We start from the raw sequence: 24599 nt of genomic DNA, 5'->3' as shown, positions 1-24599 counted from the left end.
GATATTGCTTTTTCTTAACCTTAATTTTGACCGGAATGCCATTGGCAAGCCAAACAAAAGGAATACCCCCTACCCAGCTTTATATTGACAATCTTTTTAAGATCACAGAAGTCATGGTAACTGATGTAGCTTCGCCACCGGCAGCTGCGCGCTTTTATGCATACACAACGCTTGCTGCACATCTTGCATGGGAACTTGCAGAAAACAAACACTTGGACAATAGTTTGGCAAATCACATAAACAGTAAGCCGGAAATTAACTTTGAAATCCCTGAAAATATTGATCCTTATTTTTGTGCTGTTTTTGCGATGTTGGAAGTAGGCAGTCAAATAATGCCATCAGGGGCATCACTTTCCCAGGCAAAGTCAGAATTGGAAAAAGACTATGTAAAGAGTAAAAAGCTGAAAAAGCAGCATTTGGAGCATAATAAGAAATTTGCCCTGCAAGTGGCCACTACCGTAATGGTAAAAGCGAAAAACGACAACTATGCACAGCTAAGTACCCTTACAAGGTACTCACCAAAAAAGGGGGAGGGATACTGGTACCCTACTCCTCCCGCCTATATGGCTGCTGTAGAACCGGAATGGAGAACCATCACACCCTTTTTTCTTGATGAATTGAGCAACTTCAAACCTACTCCTCCAGCAGTGTTTTCTTTGGATGAGGAAAGTTCATTTCACAGGCAAATGACAGAAGTGTATGAGGTAACTTCCCAACTTTCTAATGAACAAAAGTTGATTGCCAATTTCTGGGATTGCAATCCATTTATGGTCCAATATTCAGGGCACATGGCTATTGGTATAAAAAAAATCTCTCCAGGAGGACACTGGATAGGAATTACTGGGATTGCTGCACAACAGGCTAATCTGGACTGGAATGAAACCCTCTACATTCATGCTTTAGTGGCAGCTGGATTGCACGATGCTTTTATCAGCTGTTGGGAAGAAAAGTACGATTCTGACCGCATAAGACCCGAATCAGCCATCACCAAATACTTGGACAACAACTGGAGGCCACTGCTTCAGACTCCACCATTCCCTGAGTATACCAGCGGGCATTCTGTTGTATCAACACTCAGTTCGGTGATTCTGACCGATTTTTTCGGGGAAAATTTCGAATTTATCGATACCTCGGAGGTCTATTTTGGGCTTCCTGAAAGGGCTTTTGGATCATTTGAGGAAGCAGCCGCAGAAGCTGCAATTTCCAGGCTATATGGAGGCATACATTTTAGAGATGCCATTGAGGAAGGTGTAGTCCAAGGAAGAAAAATCGGAAAAATGATTCTGGAAAAAGTCAAAGGGCATGAGGCTTTGGTGCAGCATTAACCATTTTTGGAAGGCCTAAGGATTGACCAGTTCATTGTCCTCTTCGGCTAGTGAGCTGATTACGCCGTACAATGCTGACATTTCTCCTAATTCCGAAAAATCAAATGACAAATTACTTCCCAATTTTTGTAGTTCTAATTTCAATTCCTCTTCAAACAAAAATGAAGCTTTGCATATATTCCCTCCAAAAACCACATGATTCAACTCATATTTCTGATTACTCTCCCACAAAAACACCGCTAGATTGGCCGCATATTCTTTAAAAATGGATTTTACTTCATCCTTTGGAAGGGTCTCCACAAGCTCTTTGACCCCTGATAGTTTTTCTCCAAAGATGGCCTCTCCTTTATTCAAAAACCACCCCGTACCGAGGTAATCCTCTGCTATTCCCTCTTTGAATGACTTGGACCATAAGGCTCCATCCGAAAACTCTTCTCCAAACTTAAATGATGAACCCAAACCCGAACCTAAAGTCAAGCCTAAGACATTTTGGTAACCTTGAGCTTTTCCACAATAAGCCTCCCCTCTCAAAAAAGCTTCCGCATCATTGACAAAAAACAAATTTTCAGATGAAATGGAAAGCCTGTTTGCAAGCTCCTGTTTCAAATTTACTCCATACAGACTCAAAAATTTACCCTGGTCTTTAATCCAACAAACGCCATTTTTATAATCAAATGGAGCTGGCATTGCCAAGCCAATCAATATTTCCGGATTGCTATTAACCAGTGGTTCAAGAACTTTTGACCAAAGGGTCAGAATCTCTTCTTTAGAACCAGAGGAGTCGACGTTTGTCCGGGAAGATGTTAAAATTTTCATTCCCGAAGAAGATTCTTCAATTAGCGCAATGGAAATATGGGAACCTCCAATATCTCCAGCTAATATCCTTTTATGGGGCATTTCTGTGGTTTTAAAAGTAATTTAGGTCTATAATCTAGTTTTTAGCAACTACCCAAATGAAGCTGCTAAAAGGTTTTATCAAAATTATGAAAAAAAATCCAAACTCAATTAATTGATCTTTTTTCTTTCTAAAGTCAGGTTGATTCACGAATGTTCAATTTGTTGGGAAGGATAATTTTTCTAGATACATAACCCTTGTCCAACTCCTCAATATGGTTCAAAATAGTTTCCATCAATTTTTCAGAAATGGTCTCCAAAGGTTGCTCAATTGCAGTGATTTTAGGCTTGAACAATCCAAAAAAGTAATGATCATCAAATGATACCACCTTTACGTCCTTTGGAATATTTCTTCCCAATGAATCCAAGGCCTGCAATCCTTCGAATGCCAGGTAATTGGTCGCGAAAAACACCCCATCTATATCTCTGTTTTTTGAGAAAAATTCAAAAAGCTCTTGATAAGGCCCTGACTCAGCCAAATTATGGAATTTCAGTTTGAGCTCCAAACCCTTCACTCCTGATTGCTGAATGGCCTCTCTAAAACCTGTTTCTCTGTCAATCATCTGGGTTTGATCTGATTCCAATGAGATAAATGCGGGCCGTTTAACACCTTCTTTAATCAAATGATCAGTTCCTTCAAACGCACTTTTTTTGTTTTCCACTATTACATGGCTGCAATCTACATCAGGCAACCAACGGTCAAAAAGCACCACGGGGAATTCCTCTTCCATCAAATCTTTAATTACGTCCTCAAGGTCAGGAGTCGGGGTAATGATAAACCCGTCCACATTTCTCATTTTAAAAGTAGAAATCAATTCTTTGGCCTTTCCTACATCATTATCTGTACTACAGTAAATGATTTTATAGCCATTTCTATAGGCCTTCTCTTCAATGAACCTTGCTATAGAAGAAAAAAATTGATTGGAGATATCCTCCGCCATAAATACTATGATTTTGGACTTTCCCAACCTTAGGCTTTGAGCCACATGGCTCGGTTTATAACCAACTTCCTTGATATAATCTTTGACCTTCTTGGAAACCTCATCACTTATTCTCTGCTCTCTAGCCTTACCATTGATGATAAAAGAAACAGTGGTGATAGAAACTCCCAAAGCCTTTGCTATGTCTTTTATCGAAACTCTTTTTTTAGCCATACAATAAAAAGCCCCATTTTGCTAATCTTTAGCAATATGGGGCTTTAATTGATCAAAATCAAAGTCAAAAAGATCAGGGATTATACATATTTTCGAAAATTGCATTTAATAAGTCCCTGTCTTCAGAGTCCTCATTATACTCCCAAAACATAGCACCTCCAAGCTTATTTTCCTTTATGAACTTCACTTTTGCTGCTATGGATTCAGGATCTTCATAGCTTATAAAAACCCTATCCAACCTATTCCAGAGGAAAGGAGCTTGTGATTCATCATCCCAAAACCTTTCAAATTCCTTTTGAGACTCTAACTCTTTGAGCTGGAGAAACGGAAAAGTCCTGTTCCATTCCCCGGGCTGGTACAATCCATTGTTTTCATCTTCAACATTCTTCCAGCTTTTGCCATAGAATGCCAATCCCATTACCAGCTTTTCTATGGGCACACCTGCCTCAACATGATCATAGACCGCTTGTGCCGCTGACCTGCCCCCCTCCTTTGGATTAAAAAGATTGGTATGATGGGCAGTGGTATCCGTACCGGGCCCAACAAAATCATAGGTCATGATATTGATAAAGTCCAGGTAATTTTGGGCCGCCCCCAAGTCATTTACTTCCAGGTATTTTTTAAACCCTGCAGAAGCTATGGTATTCAGGTAATATTTTCCAGTCACTTCCTGAAGACTATCCAATGCCTCTCTTACAGATTTCAGCATGAGCACGAAGTTTTCCCGGTCTTCTACTCTGAAAATATTGCCATCTCCTTCCATTCCGGGATATTCCCAGTCAAAGTCCAATCCATCCAGGTCATGTCTGATCAGGTAATTTATGGCAGAATTTGTGAATTTTTTTCTACTTTCTTCTGTCAAAACTGCATCAGAAAATCCTTTGGACCAAGTCCATCCTCCGATGGATATCAGAATTTTTAAGTCAGGATTTTTTGATTTCAAAGAATGTAACTTCTTCATGTTTTCCCGATCTTGCTCCAATCTTCCCTCCCCTTCTGTGACCAATCCTTCTATCACATTGGCAAAAGCATAGTTGATATGTGTCAGTTTTTCCGCATGAATTCTGGCGGTATCTACTCCTTTCCAGCCGGCTACATAACCGATAATTTTCTTCTTTTCAGAAAATACAGTTTCACTTTCTGTCATTTGCTTAGTTTCTCCACAAGAGAAAAAAGCCACAAACCCAATTGCCAGTATCCAAAAATGGACCTTAACCCGTACATTTACATGAAAAAGGTGCCCTAAAGCACCTTTTTCTGTTTCATTTTTCAAGAGATTAGTTTCCACCATCCCACCAAACTCTGGTCATAAGAAAGTCACCACCGATTCTTGCACGTGCAGCTTCATAATTTTCCGGATTGGATCCGATTTCAGCTTCCCAATACCTTAGTCTCCTTGGGATTTCATTGGCTTCAAATCTGTTAGGGTCTTGTGTAGGAGTCAATTCAGGATAGCCTGTTCTTCTCCAGTTGGACCATGATTCAATATCATTCAGCCATGTGGCTGCCCAATATTCTTCGCCTATAAGCCTGAGTTTGTCTTCAGTAGATGCTGCAGCAAATCCCCTTCCTTGAATATAGGCCTCTACTTCTTGGGCGGATCTTGCAAAAGATGCGTCAAAATTGACCCAGGCATTGATAGCAGCAGCCACTCCACTTGCAAAATGTGTATTGGCATCAGATCCGATCCAACCTCTCACAGCGGCCTCAGCTTTCATCAATTCCGTTTCGGCATAAGTGATCAACAAATATGGATCTTCCCAATCGAGATACTTGAGGTTGACCATAGAAAACATTCTATTTCCCTGGCTTTGGAATAAAGGTATATCATCACCTGAAAGGACATTGAGTATAGTAGTGGAATTGTAGCCATTTGGCATACCTCTTTGGGCTTCTGGATCTGTATTCCAAGTACTAGGATCAGACTCAGGGTTACCTATCCCTCCGGAAACAATCATCAATCTCGGGTCATCGTTGGACTTCATCCAATCAATAAAGGTTTTAGAAATTTTGCAATCTCTGGAATACCTGTAAGTACCCCAATACCCATCGTTCAGTCCATTTCTATTGATTCCTATAGGACCTTCTTCATACAAGATATAAGCATTGTCAGCATTGGACTCAAAAGCACCGCTGTTATACGCTTCCAAAAAGACTTCTCTTGCTTTAGCCTCATCTACATTGCTCATCCTCATAGCCACTCTCATCAAAAGGGAATTAGCAAATTTTCTCCATTTGGCAAGATCCCCTCGGTAGATATAATCCTGGTTTCCAAGACTCCTTGCAGATGATGTAAAACTGTCTCTGGCAGACTTCAACTCCTCCACCATATCATAGTAGATATCCCTTTGGCTGTCATAAATCGGGAACCAAAATTCTTCACCTTCCAGTCCTCTACCTGCCTGAGAATAAGGAATATCCCCATATAGATCAGTCATTCTCTGCAAATCAAACACCCTAAGTACCGAAGCTGCTGCATATACATTGGCTTCATTTGGATCGTCCTGAGTATTTTTGATGACATGTGCCAAAGACCTGATCACATTGGTGTAATGAGTCTCCATGTAAGCACCACTGTATTGGGCATTATAGAAATACTTATCTCCACTGAAATAGCCCGCAAGAGAAGCCGTATGCTGTATTGCGGGAGCTGCATATAGCATATTGGCACGGGTGTTTTCATATTCCCCGCCGATCCTTAGGGTAGCCAGTGAAAAAAGATATTGCATATCCATTTCGGTGGCTGAATTAGGATCCACATTGAGATCCAATAGCGCTTGTTCGTCACAGGACGAGAAAGTCAGGACTGAGGCCAGAAATAAACCTGTTATTTTATTTATAGCTTTCATTTTTCTTAGTTTAAATTTTTGAGTAAACATCCTGATTAGAAATTAAGGTTGATATTAAAACCTAAATTCCTTGTCAAAGGCATTGCGAAATACTCGAGCCCCTGAGCATTACCGGAAACCGTATACCCCGATTCAGGGTGAATGTTCGGTACATTAGACCATAACAAAGCCAAGTTTCGCCCTACAATTGAAATAGACGCGCCTTCAAAAGGAGTTTTCGCCAACAGACTGTTTGGCAAAGCGTACCCGAAAGAAAGTTCTCTCAACTGAATAAAGGATGCATCATACACCACATTTTCGGTAATCATGGCATAACGTGAATAATACTGATCTACCCAGTAGCTGTTTGGATCGCCGGCCACAGCAGGTATGTTCCATGTACGGGCTTCCCCATTTCTATCCACACCATTTATGGTCAATCCAGACTCTCTGCCAGGAAGGGTTTCCTTGTGAAGACCATTGCCATAGGATACGGCATTTGTTCCGGACATAATACTTCCTCCATATCTCATATCAAACAATACCATCAACCTGAAGCCTTTGTAGGAGAAGTTATTGGCCAAACCTGCAGAAACAGGATGTCTACCTTCGGCCAAAGTTTCCAAACCATCTGTCCATACCGGCAATCCATCATCATCATACACCTTTTGTCCATCTATGGTCAAGTGTCTAAAACCTGCAATCATGCCCAAAGGCTGACCTACAATATGACGGATTCTTTCTCTTTGTCTTCTTGATTCGTCCAAATTGATAAATTCTATTGGGTCACCTGCTGCATCATTTCCTAGACTCAAAACCATACTTTGGTTGTTGGCATAATTCAGAGAGAAATCCCACTTGAAGTCTCTTGTCTGCACCGGAGTGACGTTTAATAAAAGTTCAACTCCTCTGTTTCTTAGCTCTCCAATATTGATAATAGTGGAACCAAATCCTGAGGTCGCCGAAATCCCTGTTGCCAATATATCATTGGTAGTATTTCTCTCATAATATGTAACATCTAATCCAATTCTGTTATTGAGGAATCTAAAGTCAACTCCAAACTCATACTCAGTTGACAAATAGGGCTGCAAAAGCTGGTTAGGAATAGAACCTACATTGATTTCTCCAAGACTACCTCCCAAGTGACCCTGTCCTACCAGGCCATATGTGAGGTTCAATGCATAAGGATTTGGGGCTCCTCCACCTGTTTGACCCCAAGAGGCCCTGAATTTCGTAAAAGTGATGGCACTTGGCATTTCAATCACATCACTCAAAACAAAGCTGGTTCCGACAGATGGATAAAACAATTTGCTGTTGTCAGGAGCAAGGGTAGAAAACTGATCCTGTCTAGCTGTAAGGTTCAAGAAGAGAAAGTTTTTATAACCGATGTTGGCCGAGCCAAAGAAGGAATTGATTCCCCATTCTGAAAAACCATACCCAACCTGCGGCGCTCTTACGTTTCTTACACTATGGAAGAAAGGAACTACCAGTTCATTTCCTCCTCCAGAAAGTGATTCGGAAGACCTTCTCATTCTGTTGGCACCTAACATAGCATCAACGGATACATCTCCAAAATCCTTTTGAGCACCTACGAATAAATCCAAGTTATCTTCTCTAATAGACCTTTTGGTAACCGTATAATCACCAAGAGGCTTGTAAGCAGTACCATATGCTTCGGAGGAATCATCCGTTCTGGCCTGAAAATCCGTGCCGGCACGGCCCATCACATACAACCAATCGTTGATGTCATACCTTAAGGAAACTTTACCCAATACCCTGTTGGTCAAATCCTGTCTGAAAAACTGGTGCGCCGCCCAATATGGATTGGTAAGGAAGACATTGTCTGTATATCCTAATTCGAAAAGATCTTCTCTGGCTCCCAACTTATCCCCAGGACCTCTCATCACATCAAATGGCAAATTGCCAGGTCTTGTTAAAACTGCAAAATTGGCATTTCCAGGAGAATCAGATAGTCTTGGCCTATTGGTAGCCAGCTGATTGGAATACTGACCACTAAAGTCCAAAGTCAATTTTTGGCCCAGCTTACTATTGATATTGACATTTAATACCTTTCTCTTGAAGCCTGCGTTTGGCATAATGTCTTCATTGACAAGGTCTGAATAAGCAAATCTGTATGTGCTTGATTCATTACCCCCACTTAGTGCTACTGAGTTGTTGATAGTGACTCCTGTCCTATAGAAGTCATTCAGTCCTTCTCCAGTATGTTGATAAGGTCTGTTTTCTCCATTAAACAAAGGAGCATTTCCTCCGTACCTGGAACCCCAATGGCTTACACCGATCTCTCTAGCTTCATTAGCAGTGGCGGGTGCTAGACCATCTCTTCCGGGACCAAACTCTCTTTGAAAATCTGTCAAATCCCAAGCCCTGTCAAAGGTTACATTACTGTTGAGAGAAATTCCTATCCCCTTTCTTGCCTTTCCCGATTTGGTAGTAATCAAAACCACCCCATTTGCAGCTCTTGCACCATACAACGCAGCTGCTGCGTTGCCTTTAAGTACCGAAATACTTTCGATATCATCCGGGTTAATAGAAGCAAGTCCATCACCACCATCATTTCCGCCCCACATTCCCGCACTTCCTAAGTTGCCTGTTTCAATAGGCATACCATTGACTACATAAAGCGGCTGATCATTGCCAGTCAAAGATGAACCTCCCCTGATCACCACTCTAGTTGATCCTGCAGCTCCTGAGGCAGGGGGTGAGACATTCACACCGGCAATTTTACCAGTAAGGGCGTTTCCAAGGTTTACAGCTCTGGATTCCGTGAATTTATCTCCACTGACCTGAGTTACTGAATAGCCCAATGCCTTCTTGTCCTTTTCCATACCAAAAGAAGTTACTACCACTTCTGCCAAATCAGACATATCTTCCTGCAAGGTCACATCCAGTTCACTTCTATTTCCTACGGCAAATTCCTGTGCCAAGAATCCAATAAATGAAAAGGTGAGCACGGAATTGTTGGTTACCGTAATCGTATACCTACCATCTAGATCAGTGGTGGTACCGGTATTTGACTGTTTATCCAGAATGTTTACCCCTGGAATAGGTTCCCCGGTAGGATCTACTACCGTACCGGAGAGCACACGTGTCTGAGCATAACTTTCCTGATGAAAGAAAAGCCCAAGAAACAACGCGCACATCATGAGTACAACTTTGTTCATAAAATTTAATTTAGGGTTACTTGATCTATAATTTTTAATTGAGGTTTAGCTTTTTTAAGAACATTTGAAATTTACTTTCCAAATCCTAAATCACAGAATTTAAAATCTTTAAACTCACCAAAAACAATTCAAACATCCGATTTTACCGCCTATCCAATAATTAGATGCAAAGTAAATGTATCAAAATTTTTAGAGCTGAAAAACAAATATTCTAATTTTTTTAATTAAGTAACATTCAATCTTTTAAATATTTTAATATAGTAAATCGATTTAGTGAAAATATTTGGTAGATTTTAACAAAAAAATAACTTAAAATTTTTTTCTATTAAGACCAATATTTAAATGATTTTTTTTATAAAGTATGTGAAATTTATTTATTATTTTATCTTTAATCACATCATTTAAATGATATTTTCTTCTTTAAAAAACAGCTGATAATTTGTTTAATTGCCAAAAATCCACAAAAAAACCCACAGCTTTTGACTGTGGGTTCCTGTTAAGTAATGAATAAATTTCTATTTAATAAAGAGCATTTCTCTATACTTGACCAGTGGCCAAAATTCATCGTCCACCAATAGCTCCAGCTTATCTACTGCATACCTGATTTTGTCAAAGTAGCCTTCTTTTACTTCATCACAATATCCTTTGGCTCTTTTCACTATATCTTCCTCTTTATTTAGAGTTCTTCTAGCATCAATCATCGCCATTACATTTTGTTTGAGTGATTCCAAATGCTTGCTCACTTCTTTGATGGTTTCAATGGCAGCCGTATTGTCAAGGCCTAGCCCTTTTAGGCCATTGGCATTTTCGATCAGCTTATTCTGGTATTGGATTGCAGTTGGAATGACATGGTTCAAAGCCAAATCTCCCATAACTCTCGATTCAATCTGTACTTTCTTCAGATAGTTTTCCAGCATGATCTCGTGTCTTGCGTGCAACTCTACCGGAGACAATACATTGTGCCTGCTAAACAACTCAATAGTTTTCTTTTCTAAATAAGTATCCAAAGCATAAGGAGTACTTTTCAGGTTAGATAGTCCTCTTTTTTCTGCCTCATTAGCCCATTCCTCAGAGTAACCATCCCCTTCGAATCTGATTTTTTTGGAATCTTTAATGTACTTTCTCAATACATTCACTACAGCAATTTTTTTCTCTTTTCCGTTGCTGATCTCCTTTTCTATGTCTTTGGCCATTGCTTTCAGTACTTCCGCAACGATCACGTTCAATACTGTCATTGGTCCGGCGGAATTGGCACTGGATCCTACTGCACGGAACTCAAACTTATTTCCGGTAAATGCAAATGGTGATGTTCTGTTTCTGTCAGTGTTGTCAAGGATAATCTCAGGTATCTTGGAAATACCCAGTTTCATATACATGTTGTCTCCCTTTTCAATCTTGACATTACCGTTCTTCTCCAACTCGTCCAATACACCTGTCAAAGTAGATCCTAGGAAAACTGACATGATAGCAGGAGGAGCTTCGTTGGCACCAAGTCTGAAATCATTACTTGCAGAGGCAATAGATGATCTCAAAAGATCTGCATTGTCATAAACAGCCTTGACAGTAGCGACTACAAAGGTCAGGAATTGCAGATTCTCTCTGGCAGAATTGCTTGGCTGGAAAAGGTTGACACCAGTATCTGTAATCAGTGACCAGTTGTTGTGCTTACCACTACCATTTACTCCTGCAAATGGCTTTTCGTGGAAAAGGACCTTTAAACTGTGTTTTTCTGCTACTTTATCCATCAGGTCCATCAAGAGCTGATTGTGGTCAATCGCTTTATTGATTTCTTCAAATACAGGAGCAACTTCAAACTGTCCTGGAGCTACCTCATTATGTCTGGTAGACACAGGTATGCCCAATTTCAAAGCCTCAATTTCGAAATCCATCATGAAGTCCTTGACCCGGGTAGGTATTGAACCGAAATAATGATCTTCCAATTGCTGACCCCTTGCTGGATTGTGCCCAAAGACAGTTCTGCCTGACATTACCAAATCCGGTCTGGTCGCAAACAATGCCTTATCTATCACAAAATATTCCTGCTCCACTCCCAAAGAAGGAGTCACTTTTTTCACATTTCTATCAAACAATTGACAGATTTCTACGGCTGCAGAATTGATCGCCTCCATAGATTTCAAAAGAGGAGTTTTGTAATCTAGGGCTTCTCCCGTGTAGGCCACAAAAATCGTGGGGACACAGAGAGTTTTGTCAAAAATGAAAATCGGAGAAGATGGGTCCCAAGCTGTGTAACCTCTAGCCTCAAATGTAGATCTTATCCCGCCATTTGGGAATGAGGATGCATCAGGTTCTTGCTGCACCAATGCGGAACCTTTAAACTTCTCTATCCCCGCATGTGCATCAAAAAAAGAGTCGTGCTTTTCTGCTGTAGACCCTGTCAAAGGCTGGAACCAATGGGTATAATGTGTAACCCCTTTGGATAATGCCCAGGTTTTTACTGCGGAAGCAATCTCTTCAGCTGTAGAAGGATCGATTTTACCCCCTCTTTCAGTTGCCTCAATTACTTTTTTAAACACAGAAGGCGCCAAAGCTTCCTTCATTTGCTTAGTTCCAAAAACATTGCTTCCAAAGAAGTCTGAAATTTTACTTGATGGAGGAACAACATTGGTTTTTGGTCTCCCCTGCGCTATTAGAAGCGCTCTTTGTCTTAAAGTTGCCATTTTCTACAATAAGTGGTTTGTTTTTATCCCTACAAAAATATGAAATAATATTAAATTTAAAGATCTAGGGTCATTTTTAATACCAAAACTCATGTTTTTTACATTCTTTTTAAAAAAACAGGGGCAATTTTATTGATATCAGTTCCAAAAACTGTGATTTGGTCTGAAAAAATAGAAAATTGAAAACTTGAGCTTATTGATTACCTTTGTAGATTGAAATAAAGGAGAATAAAGTGAAGAAAGTAGCATTTTATACGCTTGGCTGTAAGTTAAATTATTCTGAAACATCTACCATCAGTAGGATGTTTGAGGCAAAAGGATACCAAAAAGTGGATTTTCAGGATAATCCTGACATTTATATCATCAACACCTGTTCGGTGACCGAAAATGCTGATAAGAAGTGTAAAAAAATCGTCAAAGAGGCAAAAAAAATATCTCCAGACTCATACGTTACTATAATCGGATGCTATGCACAGCTCAAGCCTAGAGAGATTTCCGAAATTAAAGGGGTAGATGCTGTGTTGGGAGCAGCAGAAAAATTCCGTCTCATTGAACTATTAGATGGTTTTGCAAAAGAACAGGAAACCAAAGTACTTGCCTCCGAAATTCAGGAAGCCAACACTTTTAATAATGCCTACTCCATACATGACAGAACCAGAACCTTTTTAAAAGTTCAGGATGGATGTAATTACGGCTGTGCTTTCTGTACCATTCCTTTAGCAAGGGGAAAAAGCAGGAGTGACAGCATTTCCAACATATTGGATGCGGCCAGAGAAATTGCCCATACCGAAGTAAAGGAAGTCGTATTGACCGGAGTGAACATCGGAGACTTTGGAATTCAGGATGGCAGAAGAAAAGAGAAGTTTGAGGACTTGGTCCGTGCCCTGGATGAAATCGATGGCATAGAAAGATTCCGCATATCATCTATAGAACCCAATCTGCTCACCAACGAAATCATAGAATTTGTATCCATCTCTAAAAGATTCGTTCCCCACTTCCATATTCCACTCCAATCAGGAAGCAATACCATTTTGAGAAAAATGGGCAGGAGATACTTGAGAGAGCTTTATGAAGATAGGGTAGCCAAAATTAAAACCCTGATGCCTCACTGCTGCATCGGAGTAGATGTGATCGTAGGATTCCCTGGAGAAACTGATGAACTGTTTTTGGAGACTTACAACTTCCTCAACGAACTTGATATTTCATATCTACATGTCTTTACTTATTCCGAAAGAGCCAATACCCGTGCCGTAGAAATGGAGGACGTTGTACCTATGAAGATCAGAAATGAACGGTCGAAGATGCTCAGGATTTTATCTGAGAAAAAAAGAAGGAAGTTTTACGAAGAAAACCTTGGAAAAACTTTCACTGTACTCTTTGAAGAAGATATACAGGAGGGACAAATGCACGGCTTTACCGAAAACTACATCCGTGTAGCGGCCAAATATGACCCTATATTGATCAATGAATTAAAGACTGTTACTTTAAACGCTGTCAATGATCATGGAAACGTAGAGGCTATAGAACCCGAAATGAGCTACGAAAGTCATTGATTTTCAGACTTCCAAAAAATAATTATGTAACAAAAACAAACATTTCCTCCTGCTTATAGTTAAGTTTATACACAAAAACCTAACAACCATGAGCAGTTTCTTTAATCCAGACGGCAGAATAAGCCGCAGAAAATATTGGATCTTTTTTATTGTTTTTTATTGGACAAATTTATTGGCATTGATCAAAATGTATGATGCTTACACAATGGATGATATTTTCTCCTTTGTGGCATTTGGAGTCGTTTTGATCACTACCATTATACTTCTGATGATTCAAGCCATCAAAAGATTACATGATATAGGCTTGGATTGGAAGTATTCCTTGTACCTACTTATTCCACCTCCTATCAATTTCATTGGATTTATTTGGTTGGGTGTCAAAAAAGGACAGGAAAAAACAAATGAATACGGTAAGGAGCCCAAAAAGACAGACGTGGTCTGATCTTGCTCTATTTTATTTGATATTTCCTTTATTCAATTCTTTCACCGCATGGTTCACAGCTCGTGCTGTCAATGCCATGTAGGTGACAGAAGGGTTTTGCGTCCCTGTAGAGGTCATACATGCACCATCTGTGACAAAAACATTTGGACAATCATGTAATTGATTGAATCCATTTAAAATGGATGTTTTTGGATCTCTCCCCATCCTTGCTCCTCCCATTTCGTGAATATCAAGACCGGGTGCCTGATGGGTATCCCATGCTCTAATGTTTTTGCAACCGGCAACCTCCAACATCTCAGATCCTTGCTCAAGAAAATCAGCAAGAAGCTTTTCATCATTTTCAGTATAATCTACATTTATTTTTAAAAGAGGAATACCCCAAGGGTCTTTACTTGATTGGTCTAATTCAACAAAATTACTTTCAACAGGTATTGTTTCACCTTGCATCATCATAAAGACCGACCAATCACCTGGGACAGAATTTTTCTCCTTAAATTCCTCCCCAAAAGGAACACTAGTCCGGGAACCCCAACCCTGTCTCCCCGCAGTATAAAAAGACATGTAGCCCCTTAAAAAATCAGTTTCCTGTTTTTTTACATTCCTAAAATTCGGCATCATCACAGCCGTAGGTCTACGACCAAAATAATGCTTATCCTGATATCCATCAAAGCTCCCTCCTATATTACCTCGGTAATTGTGAAATGCAATGTACTTACCCAAAACTCCGCTGTCATTTCCCAATCCATTTGGAAAACGGTCAGAAGTTGAATTCAGCAATATCAGGTTAGAATTAAGTGCTGAAGCATTTAAAAAAATAACTTTGGCAAAATACTCCTTCGTGGTCCCATCCAAAGCGTCTACTATTCTTACTCCGGTGACCTTTTCCTTTTTATCATCATATATGACAGAATGAACTACAGAATGAGGTCTAAGAGTGAGATTTCCCGTAGCTGCCGCAGCAGGAAGCGTTGAGGAATTAGAGCTAAAGTATGCCCCAAAAGGACATCCTCGATAACATTGATTTCTGGCCATACACTGTCCCCTACCCTGCGCCAAATGGTGCTCTTGGGGCTTTGTCAAGTGCGCACACCTGCCAATCATCACGTATCTGTCCTTATAATGGGCTATAATTTTGTCCTTGACCTCCTTTTCCACACAATTCATCTCCCAAGGTGTCAAAAACTCACCGTCTGGCAATGTCTCCACTCCATCCCTGTTCCCGCTGATGCCCACAAACCTCTCAACATAACTATACCAAGGCGCAATATCTTCATATCTGATAGGCCAATCAACCGCAAAACCATCTCTGGCAGGGCCTTCAAAGTCATACTTACTCCATCTTTGTGTCTGCCTGGCCCATATGAGGGATTTCCCCCCAACCTGATAGCCCCTTACCCAATCAAATGGCTTCTCTTGAATATAGGGGTGATCGGTATCTTTTACAAAAAAATGCTCTGTATCCTCTTTATAGGCATAGCATCTATTCACAACAGGATTTTTTTGTCTGTCCAAAAGCGGGACGGTATTCCTGTGGGGCATTTCCCAAGGATGCGAATTCATGGTAGGATAATCTTTTAAATGCTGTACATCCCTTCCGCGCTCCAGCACCAAAGTTTTGAGCCCTTTCTCACAGAGCTCCTTTGCAGCCCACCCGCCGCTTATTCCTGACCCGATTACTATAGCATCAAATGAATTTTCAGCCATTACTCGTACCTTAAAGACTCAATGGGATCTAATTTACTTGCTTTGTAGGCCGGAAAATAACCGGAAGCCAGACCAACTACAACACATATTATAAATGCAACCACAATCCAAAACCAAGGAATCAGAAATCCCCCTGGACCTATGGCATTGGCCACTATGTTGCCTATTCCAATTCCCAATATTACACCCAATATCCCACCTAGTATACAAATCACAATCGCTTCTATTAAAAACTGCTGACGTATCCTCAATGGGGTCGCCCCAAGTGCCTTCCTCACTCCTATCTCACGGGTCCTTTCTGTCACTGACACCATCATGATATTCATCAATCCAATGGCTGCTCCAAGCAAAGTTATAAATCCAATCCCGAATCCTCCAATTCTTAAGTATCCTGCAATCTCCTCCAGGCTTTCCCCTACAGATTGACTTTTTGTGATTTCGAAGGAATCTTCCTGACCAATTCTATCCTGCCTGATTTTCCTCATTACTCCAGTGGCCTGACCCATTTCATAATCCAACTGCAATGGATCAGTACCTTTGGCCGTAAGCGAATACCTGAAATTACCCCTGGTATCCAATCGACTTGCATTTTCAACTGGTATAAAAATAGCTCGGTCTGCTCCCGGACCACCACCTACAGCTCCTTGCTTCTCTAATATCCCGATTATCGTGTACCTTCTTCCAAAAAAAGTAATGTAATCATTAATAGGATCATCATTTTTGTCAAATAGTGTGTCAATAATATCCTGGCCTACAACACATACATTATTACCGTACCTTATTTCTGTATTACTGAAATTTCTACCTGTCTCTACTTTCAATCCTTTTAGATTAAGGTATTGTTCGTCCCCTCCAGTCACTCTCACATTTGGGTTGGTTTTCTTGGAACCCCGCTTCACTTCTACAGCAGAACTCACCGTAGTGTATACAGTGGATGGCCCTGTACTACTGAATTCACGCTGAAACTCCAAAACCTCCTTGTACCTAAGAGGGGGAAAAGTCTTTTCAACGACACCATCACGCATACCCCTCCCACCAGAGAAGCCTTTTGATCTGATATCAAAATTACTGGCTCCCAATCCAGCAAAACTTTCTTCAATCTGTGCTTTGATGCCATCGATTGCAGTCAGCATACCTACCAAAGAAGTAATCCCAATAGCAATGATCGTCCCGGTAAGAATTGTTCTCAGCAAATTGACTTTAACTGATTTTAGCGACTCTCTGATATTTTCGGCCAGGTTCATAGATTGTCCATTTACGTGCATCACTACTGTTTTCCCAAGCAATGAAGTCTTAATATTAGGAAATTAAGTATTTATTCAGGATACCTTTAAAGGATTTTAACTCCAAAATGATAAAAAATTCTAAGATTTCACCTTTAATGCATCCTGTCACCTCTGATTTCCAACTTCTGGATTATTTCAGCTTCATAATTAAGCCATTCCTTCCATCGGGCATTCACCTTTTCCAAATCCCCGTAGTGCCTGGCCAGCTCTAAAAAATTGACGTAGTGTCCTGCTTCCGAAACCATCAGTTCGTAATAGAAAGCCTTCAGCTCTTCATCTTGAATGTGCTTGGATAATAATTTGAAACGCTCACAGCTTCTTGCTTCAATCAGGGCATTCATCAGCAGTTGTTCGGTGAGCTGCTGTATCCTACTACCTCCTTTTTTGACAAAAGCCTTCAACTGTATCACATACTCATCCTTTCTCTGCTTCCCTAGCTTGAACCCTCTCTTTTTAAGCTTCTCCAACACCCTTTCAAAATGTCCCCATTCTTCTGCGACTACCGGGGTCAACTCTTCTACAAGCCTCTCAAATTCATTGAACAGCACAATCAATGAAATACAGGAGGATGCTGCTTTCTGTTCACAGTAGGCGTGATCTACAAGAATATCTTCTATGTTCATTTCAGCAATATTCACCCACCTCGGATCTGTGGGCAGCTGAAGGTGGAGCATTTTTTCTTTGGTACTTTCTATCCAGTTCATCATTAATCAAATAAAGGCCAACTGATCCCTATATCCAATGCTCGCCTCAGGCCTGTAAAATATGGAGTAACAAAATATCCCGGCTCACTAAGGGTATTGATATTGATATGGTTGAATCTAAGCAATATTCGGGTCCGATTGATCCTGGCATTTAAGAAAAAGTCCACTACAGGATAGGCAAAAACCAAAAATTCATTTTGTAGATAAAAATTCTGTAAGGCAGGATTGTATGCATCTGCAAAATAATCACTTCTGAACCTGCCTTCCACACCAATCTGAATAAATAGATTTTCATCGAATAAAGGGCTGTCATAATACAACCTGCTGTTGGCAAAAAATTCAGGGATCCTAAAATTATCCGAACCACCACCAGAAAGCAAGGTATAATACAAATCCGACTCCCAATAAAATTTATTCCTCAGGTTAAATGAATATTTTAAACCGGGAATCAACATAAACGCCTCCGAGGAAGCCTGAGCAGCCTGCTGGTTTTCATCGAAGAAGACATAATTATTGATCCTATTGATGGTCACGTTTGGTCTTAAGCTCCACCTTGGAAAATCAGCCTTGATCACACCCTTGATCTGGTCCAGCCCAATGTTCCCAAACCTGTTGGACCATCGGTGATGGTTACCCCTATTGAGCTGCTGAATAGAGGTGGGTTTATAAAGGGCCTTGGTGTAGGATGCCTCCAACCAGGGTGACACAAACAGTCCATGAAGCCTAAATGCTCCAGGTACTAAATACTCCCCTTCGGCTTCAAACTTCCATTGATCAGAAATCACTCCTCTAAGCATCCCTCCAAGATACAATTCATCAAAGCCATTTGGATTGACCATAAACTGGCTGCTCATATTGCCCGTCCTGTACCTTATGAATGCTTTGTAAAACAATGGCCCCAAGTCTCCCTTAAAGCCTGCCTCATTTCTCACCTCCGCAAACCGGAAATGGTTGGCAGTACTGTCCAAGGTATTGAATCTGGCCGGATTATAAAGATTAAAGAAAGTAGAGTCCCCTGATCCTAGGTTGGCATTGAAGTTCATCTGCTGGAGCTTCCAATCAAAAGAATGGTAGACTTCCAGGCCTTTGTAAAGTTCGTATTCGTGATACAAATGGACTTCTTGCCTAAGGTCTATGGCCCTGGAATTCCGAAGCCAGACTTTGGCATCTTCGTATGCAAACAATATGGAGGTCTCATCAATTTCCGGAGGGATAATCCCACCTTGTTCCCGGACCTGATGTTTCATCCTCGAAAAATTTGCCAACAAAAAATATTTGCCGTTTTCTGACCTGTAATTGGTATGGAGAGAATACGACGTCTGCTCTGTTAAATTATCATCCCTGGCATTTGGATTCAGTGTTTTCCTCGCCCTGATAGTACTGAGGTTAAATCCCACATTCCATCTAGGATTCACGTTTCTGGCAAAAGCCAAATCCAGCATATTGCGGTTTCCTCCCCCCCAAAAGGCATTCATCTGGGTATATGGTGACTTGGTATCATAGTACTTCATGCTATCGGAAGAATTATGATAAAGGTCATATACATGAAATCCTGAAGTCACACCGATCATTTTGGGTGCTTCGTAAAAAATCGGCTGAGCAGCACTGCCAATATTGCCCAGATCCTGATATTTCCATCCTGATTTAGCTACAGGCTCGTAATAATGAAAATTATTGAGTAAAGTGTCAATCTCATATTTGACATCCCTGTTTTTCCTGATGTCCTTTTCAAAAAAATAAAGACTGGTCTTCGGCCCGAAAACCATTTTGGTGGAATCATCGATCAATTTTTTTCTTTCACCTGACTCCTGCTGCATCTGCTCCTCTGGGTCTTGCTGTCCCATTGGCATCTGCATCCCCTGGTTTTGCTGCCCCGGAGGGGTAGTTGTTGGGCTGATTGGTCTTATCTGCGCCATCACCCCTGTCCCAAACAGGAAACAGGTCATCCAAATAAAAACTGTTAATCTTACTTTCACTGATGATAGGCTTTTGCGGAAACCATGTCGGACAATTCCTTGCGCAATGCATTTTGGTCCTGCGCAGACATATTTATTTTTATAGGCATGGCAAAAATCGGAAATTCTGCCAAATAATCACGAAAGCTTGGATTTTTTAGTTTAACTGCATCCTTTTCTGTAGTCAACAACATGGAATCAGGCATTTCTTTCAGTACTGAAGTGATTTTTTTCATGTCTGAATCCGAATAAGTATGGTGATCTCCAAAAGTGAATTTTTCTATAACCTGAAACCTACTTTGACATTCATTTACAAATAAAGCATCATTAGCAATGCCCGAAACCAAAACTACTTTTTGCTTAATTTGCTTTCCATTGTCCAAAACGGAATAGGGCTCACCATATTGGATAGAAGTGAAAATTGTTTTAGCATTCGTGTACTTTTTGATTTCTCCTATATATAGAGCCTTTAGCTCTTCACCCAAATTATCAGGACATTTGGTTACGATTACTAAGTTTGCCCGCCTGGCCCCACTCCTGCTTTCCCTCAGCAGTCCCATAGGCAAAACATGATCCCTGAAAAATGGACTATGGAAAGTAGTCAACAGAATATTGTAATCAGCCCTGAGATACCTGTGCTGAAAAGCATCATCAAGAAGAATTAAAGCTGTATCCGGATATTGCAGCATTATTTTCGGTATGGCCAAGGTCCTTTGTTCACCAACTGCCACTTTGATATTTTTTCCATATTTTGAGAAAATCTGAAATGGCTCGTCTCCTACCTGTTCCGGGCTCAACCCATCTTGCAACATGATAAAACCTCTTGTTTTCCTACCATACCCTCGGCTCAGCACTGCAAGTCTATATTTTTCGGTGAGTGACTCTATCAAAAATTCCACCATGGGTGTTTTGCCTGACCCTCCTACACTTAAGTTACCGACAACGACAGTGGGAACATCAAAATTCATCTCCTTTTTATACCCAATATCAAACAGGTGATTGCGCAGCGCAGTTGCGAAATCATAAACTACGCTGAAGGGATATAACAAAGTATGATACCACCGCATGGATAAAATTGCTTAATTTGGAACAAAGTAATGGAAAAAATATGGTTTACACGATTCAGGATATTGTTTCTTACCTTGAGCAGATTGCTCCTGGCAGCTATCAGGAGTCCTACGACAATGCCCAATTGATTACAGGTGATCCTAAAGCAGAAGTCAAAGGAATTTTATGCAGCTTGGACGCAACCGAAGAAGTGGTCAATGAAGCGATTGAGTTAGGCTGCAATCTAATTATTGCCCACCACCCCATAGTATTTAAAGGACTCAAAAGTTTTACAGGACGAAATTATGTGGAAAAAACGGTCATCAGGGCAATCAAAAATGACATCGCGATATTTGCCATCCATACCAACCTCGACCATGTGGCCCATGGGGTCAACAAAAAAATCTGTGACAAATTAGGTCTGGACAATACTAAAATCCTGAAGCCCAAAAAAGGAATACTATCCAAATTGGTAACTTTCATACCTGAAGAAGAGGTGGAAAAAGTATCATTGGCGCTTTTTGATGCTGGTGCAGGACAAATAGGAGAATATAAAGATTGCAGTTTCCAAAGTAAGGGCACTGGGACTTATACCCCTTCTGACAGATCCAATCCCCATAAAGGTGAAAGAAACAAGCCGCACAGAGAACCTGAGGTTAAAGTCGAGGTGGTACTACCTTCCTATCTTGAAAGAAAAGTTCTTTCAGCACTGAAAAATTCTCACCCTTATGAAGAGGTGGCTTATTTTCTTACCCGTCTTGAAAACGAAAACCAAGAAGTGGGAGCTGGCATGATTGGGGAATTGCCAAATAAAATGAGCGAAAAGGATTTCTTGCAACTCCTAAAATCACAAATGGATCTAAAAATCGTCAAACACACCCATTTCACTGGTAATCCTATCAAAAAAATTGCCGTATGCGGAGGAGCTGGCATTTTCCTGCTATCAGATGCCAAAAGAGCAGGTGCGGATGTATTCGTTACTTCTGATGTAAAATACCACGAATTCTTTGATGCTGAAAATCAACTCGTTATTTGTGACATAGGACATTATGAAAGTGAAATTTACACAAAAGAGCTGCTTGTAGAATTATTGTCGCAAAATTTTACTAATATTGCACTCTATTTGACAAAAGTAGTTACGAATCCCATAACTTATACATAGTACATGGAAAGTACAGTTTCACAAAAGCTTGAAGCCTTATTAAACCTTCAGAAAATAGATTCCAGACTCGACGCGATTTTTAAAGTTAGAGGAGCCCTTCCAGAAGAAGTCCAAGACCTTGAAGACGAGATAGTAGGTTACGAAACCAGATTGGAAAAGTTCAACAGCGATCTCCAAAGCCTAGAGGAAGACATTAAGTCCTACAAGGAAAACATCAAGGAATCTGAAAGACTGATAAAAAAATATCAGGAACAACAGATGAACGTCAGAAATAACAGAGAGTATGACGCCATCACCAAAGAACTTGAATTGCAAGACCTTGAAATTCAAGTTTCTAAAAAGAAAATAGGAGAAGCTCAGGCCAGAATCGAAAGCAAAAATGCAGACGTAGATGCCCTGAAAGAAACCCTCAATGAAAGGCAAAAAGACCTTGAAACAAAAAAGTCTGAGTTGGACACCATCATTTCAGAAAGTGAAAATGAAGAGTCTAAGCTAAAAACCGACAGGGAAAAAGCTTCCAAAAAAATTGAAGACAGACTTCTTAAGTCCTACAACAAAATCAGGGACAACGCTAAAAACGGTCTCGCTGTAGTGATGGTAAAAAGAGGTGCCTGTGGAGGTTGTTTCAATATTGTGCCCCCACAGAGACAGGCAGATATCAGAGAGAAGAAAAAACTTATCGTCTGTGAACACTGTGGAAGAATCTTTGCAGGTGTCGAAGATGAGATAGAAGAAGAACCGGTAAAAAAGAAAAGAAGCACTAGGTCTTAAGCGATCTAATAATTATAACCAAAAGCCCGGAAAATATTTCCGGGCTTTTTTTTTAATAAAAAAAACTATATTTTTAGAAACAACTAACTCCCAAAAGATCATGAAAAAACTATTGTCATTACTCTTCTTGTCAATTTTCCTTTTTTCATGTAACGACCCTGCTGAGCCTGTTGTAGAAGATGATCCGGAAAATTTCGAACTAATCGATAATTCTAATCTTAACTCGGGTTTTGTTTTTGGGATGGAAATCATTGATGATCAGCTTTTCTTTCTGCATGAAAGTAACCCAGGATACATCAATAAAGATGGGGAGATCACTTTTTCTTGCTGCGCTACAGGCGGACAAAGCCGAAGGTTCAGGCCTTCTTTTACCAGGAATTATACCCTTCACCCAATTCAAAACCTAATTGGGTTTAATGTTTTCTCTTCAGATTTTGGAGAGTTACGAGGCTTGATTCTTGATGATTATTTAGGGGGAAATGGAGGCGATTTTAGATTGGTTTCAGACACCCAAAAAGAATTGATCCATCCCGAAAGAACCTTTGACCTTAACGGTAATCATTTAATCCTGAACCTTATTAAGGACGGATTTCATGAGATCCTTATACTTGAAATTGACTTTGGAAATGGATTCGGCAGTCTTGAAGTAAATAAAGCAGCAGCAATCACAGCCTCAGATTTAGGGATGGCTGCTGATGCAAATGCCCAGGGGCTGATCATACAAAGTGTGAAAAAGCTCGAAGATCAATGGATTGCCCACATCAGAAAGGCCGGAGAAGATCCCGAATCAGGAGATTCATTTCTGATTTCCAAAGATGGCAGCAGCCAACTACTGATAGGCCCCTCCACAGGAAGCCCAAATTTCAGGTTTTATGATTATGCACAGGTATCTCCTTTGGAATACCTGATTTCAGAATCTCCGGTGGGAAGGATTTCTCTTACCAATTCCCCACTTTCTGAATCCAAAGAATACATCACTGAGCTCAATGGTCCCCTGATGGTTCGCTCTGATGGTGACAAAGGACTGATTTTTATGCCCGGTACTGAAGTTCTCTCTTCATTGGAAAACTTCCGTGAAAATGCAGTTTCAAATCATCAACTCACCGAACTGGACAGAACAGGACTAAATGGCGCACAAATATATGACGTGCAATTTTTTGGCGGAAAAGTTTATGTAGCCACGAGAAGTGGGCTATATGTGAAAAGCCAGGAAAACTTTTGGGAAGAAGTAAGGCTACCATAATCAGGTCCTTAGCTGATGTTCAGTAATAAAGCGGATCAATTCATCTATAGCAATGCCTGCTCTTTCCGAAGCATCAGTGATGTCTTCTCTGCTGACCTGAGCGGCAAAACTTTTGTCCTTAAGCCTCTTTTTCACACCTTTTACTTCCATGCCCTCATATCCATTTGGGCGCATGAGAGAATAGGCATGGATCAAACCTGACAGTTCATCAAAAGCATACAGCATCTTATCCATCTCAGAATCAGGCTCTACGCCAAAGTGTCGAGGACCATGGGAAGCTATGGCTTTTATGATTCTTGGATCCTGATTTCTCCCTTCAAGTTCCTCGATGATTTTTCTGCAATGTTGATCAGGCCATTGGTCCCAATCAGCGTCGTGCAACAGTCCTGCCAAGTACCAGATATGCTGTTCATAGTCGCTAAGACCTTTTTTAGCAGCATAAACTTTCATCAAATGGCCGACTTGCTTCATATGAAAGATCAGTTTATCGTTGGTAACCCATTCTTCAAGTAAAACATAGGCATCTTCCTCGGACATAGCATTTCCGATATCTTTTTGAGATCCAAAATGGTCTTTTTTTAAAATTAATGTTGATGACATGATTTTTATATATTATTTTTTGTATTTTAAATAAATATTTTTGCTTTTCTTTACAATTGTAAATATTCAAA

The 24599-nt window shown here is 40.4% G+C and carries 19 protein-coding genes; 6 read left to right on the top strand and 13 right to left on the bottom strand.

All coding sequences use genetic code 11. The features are described from left to right. Positions 1-35: 35 nt before the first annotated feature. Positions 36-1325, top strand: coding sequence for a vanadium-dependent haloperoxidase (locus tag EGN73_RS01490; protein ID WP_246611415.1), 1290 nt, complete (start codon positions 36-38; stop codon positions 1323-1325). A gap of 15 nt (positions 1326-1340) precedes the next feature. On the opposite strand, the gene EGN73_RS01485 is transcribed toward EGN73_RS01490, so the two are convergent. The 6 genes from EGN73_RS01485 to EGN73_RS01460 form a co-directional block, all read right to left on the bottom strand. Next, positions 1341-2222 carry an ROK family protein gene (locus tag EGN73_RS01485; RefSeq protein ID WP_219286402.1) on the bottom strand — a complete coding sequence of 294 codons (882 nt, stop codon included), beginning with the start codon at positions 2220-2222 and terminating at the stop codon, positions 1341-1343. 134 nt (positions 2223-2356) lie between these two features. Beyond that, a complete protein-coding gene (locus EGN73_RS01480) occupies positions 2357-3373 on the bottom strand; it encodes a LacI family DNA-binding transcriptional regulator (protein WP_219286401.1) in 1017 nt (338 codons plus the stop codon). Between the two features lie 73 nt (positions 3374-3446). Beyond that, the gene (locus EGN73_RS01475; RefSeq protein ID WP_246611414.1) at positions 3447-4664 is read right to left on the bottom strand and encodes a glycoside hydrolase family 18 protein; all 1218 of its coding nucleotides are present in this window, start codon (positions 4662-4664) and stop codon (positions 3447-3449) included. Next, the gene (locus EGN73_RS01470) at positions 4651-6222 is read right to left on the bottom strand and encodes a SusD/RagB family nutrient-binding outer membrane lipoprotein (RefSeq protein ID WP_219286400.1); all 1572 of its coding nucleotides are present in this window, start codon (positions 6220-6222) and stop codon (positions 4651-4653) included. Before EGN73_RS01470 ends, EGN73_RS01475 begins: the two co-directional genes overlap by 14 nt. A gap of 35 nt (positions 6223-6257) precedes the next feature. After that, positions 6258-9383, bottom strand: coding sequence for a SusC/RagA family TonB-linked outer membrane protein (locus EGN73_RS01465; RefSeq protein ID WP_219286398.1), 3126 nt, complete (start codon positions 9381-9383; stop codon positions 6258-6260). A gap of 515 nt (positions 9384-9898) precedes the next feature. Further along, positions 9899-12061, bottom strand: coding sequence for a glutamine synthetase III family protein (locus EGN73_RS01460; RefSeq protein WP_219286396.1), 2163 nt, complete (start codon positions 12059-12061; stop codon positions 9899-9901). 233 nt (positions 12062-12294) lie between these two features. On the opposite strand from EGN73_RS01460, the gene mtaB reads away from it, so the two are divergent. Then, positions 12295-13614, top strand: coding sequence for a tRNA (N(6)-L-threonylcarbamoyladenosine(37)-C(2))-methylthiotransferase MtaB (mtaB, locus tag EGN73_RS01455; protein WP_219286394.1), 1320 nt, complete (start codon positions 12295-12297; stop codon positions 13612-13614). Positions 13615-13702: 88 nt separating this feature from the next. Continuing rightward, positions 13703-14056 (top strand): DUF805 domain-containing protein, encoded by a 354-nt coding sequence (locus tag EGN73_RS01450; RefSeq protein WP_219286390.1) that lies wholly within the window; start codon positions 13703-13705, stop codon positions 14054-14056. Between the two features lie 12 nt (positions 14057-14068). Here the strand turns inward: EGN73_RS01450 and EGN73_RS01445 are convergent, their stop codons facing one another. From EGN73_RS01445 to lpxK, 6 genes are all read right to left on the bottom strand, one after another. Further along, on the bottom strand, positions 14069-15760 hold the full coding sequence (locus tag EGN73_RS01445; protein ID WP_219286387.1) for a GMC oxidoreductase: 1692 nt from the start codon (positions 15758-15760) through the stop codon (positions 14069-14071). Beyond that, the gene (locus EGN73_RS01440; protein WP_219286385.1) at positions 15760-17004 is read right to left on the bottom strand and encodes an ABC transporter permease; all 1245 of its coding nucleotides are present in this window, start codon (positions 17002-17004) and stop codon (positions 15760-15762) included. Before EGN73_RS01440 ends, EGN73_RS01445 begins: the two co-directional genes overlap by 1 nt. Before the next feature lie 134 nt (positions 17005-17138). After that, entirely contained in the window at positions 17139-17750 is a 612-nt protein-coding gene (locus tag EGN73_RS01435; protein ID WP_219286979.1) for a MiaE family protein, read from the bottom strand. Between the two features lie 2 nt (positions 17751-17752). Next, entirely contained in the window at positions 17753-19600 is a 1848-nt protein-coding gene (locus EGN73_RS01430; RefSeq protein ID WP_246611413.1) for a putative porin, read from the bottom strand. After that, positions 19548-19700 (bottom strand): hypothetical protein, encoded by a 153-nt coding sequence (locus tag EGN73_RS22465; protein ID WP_246611412.1) that lies wholly within the window; start codon positions 19698-19700, stop codon positions 19548-19550. Before EGN73_RS22465 ends, EGN73_RS01430 begins: the two co-directional genes overlap by 53 nt. 22 nt (positions 19701-19722) lie before the next feature. Next, positions 19723-20772: a tetraacyldisaccharide 4'-kinase gene (gene lpxK, locus EGN73_RS01425; protein ID WP_219286383.1), complete on the bottom strand. Its 1050-nt coding sequence runs from the start codon at positions 20770-20772 to the stop codon at positions 19723-19725. Between the two features lie 41 nt (positions 20773-20813). Here lpxK and EGN73_RS01420 point away from each other — a divergent pair, with 41 nt between their 5' ends. From EGN73_RS01420 to EGN73_RS01410, 3 genes are all read left to right on the top strand, one after another. Continuing rightward, on the top strand, positions 20814-21914 hold the full coding sequence (locus tag EGN73_RS01420; RefSeq protein ID WP_219286975.1) for a Nif3-like dinuclear metal center hexameric protein: 1101 nt from the start codon (positions 20814-20816) through the stop codon (positions 21912-21914). A gap of 3 nt (positions 21915-21917) precedes the next feature. Next, on the top strand, positions 21918-22685 hold the full coding sequence (locus EGN73_RS01415) for a zinc ribbon domain-containing protein (protein WP_219286380.1): 768 nt from the start codon (positions 21918-21920) through the stop codon (positions 22683-22685). 100 nt (positions 22686-22785) lie between these two features. Continuing rightward, the gene (locus EGN73_RS01410; RefSeq protein ID WP_219286378.1) at positions 22786-23928 is read left to right on the top strand and encodes a hypothetical protein; all 1143 of its coding nucleotides are present in this window, start codon (positions 22786-22788) and stop codon (positions 23926-23928) included. On the opposite strand, the gene EGN73_RS01405 is transcribed toward EGN73_RS01410, so the two are convergent. After that, a complete protein-coding gene (locus tag EGN73_RS01405; protein WP_219286375.1) occupies positions 23929-24528 on the bottom strand; it encodes an HD domain-containing protein in 600 nt (199 codons plus the stop codon). Between the last annotated feature and the right edge of the window lie 71 nt (positions 24529-24599).

The organism is Arthrospiribacter ruber (assembly GCF_019343195.1).
Lineage (GTDB): Bacteria > Bacteroidota > Bacteroidia > Cytophagales > Cyclobacteriaceae > Arthrospiribacter > Arthrospiribacter ruber.
This window is presented reverse-complemented; position numbering and strand designations above follow the sequence as displayed.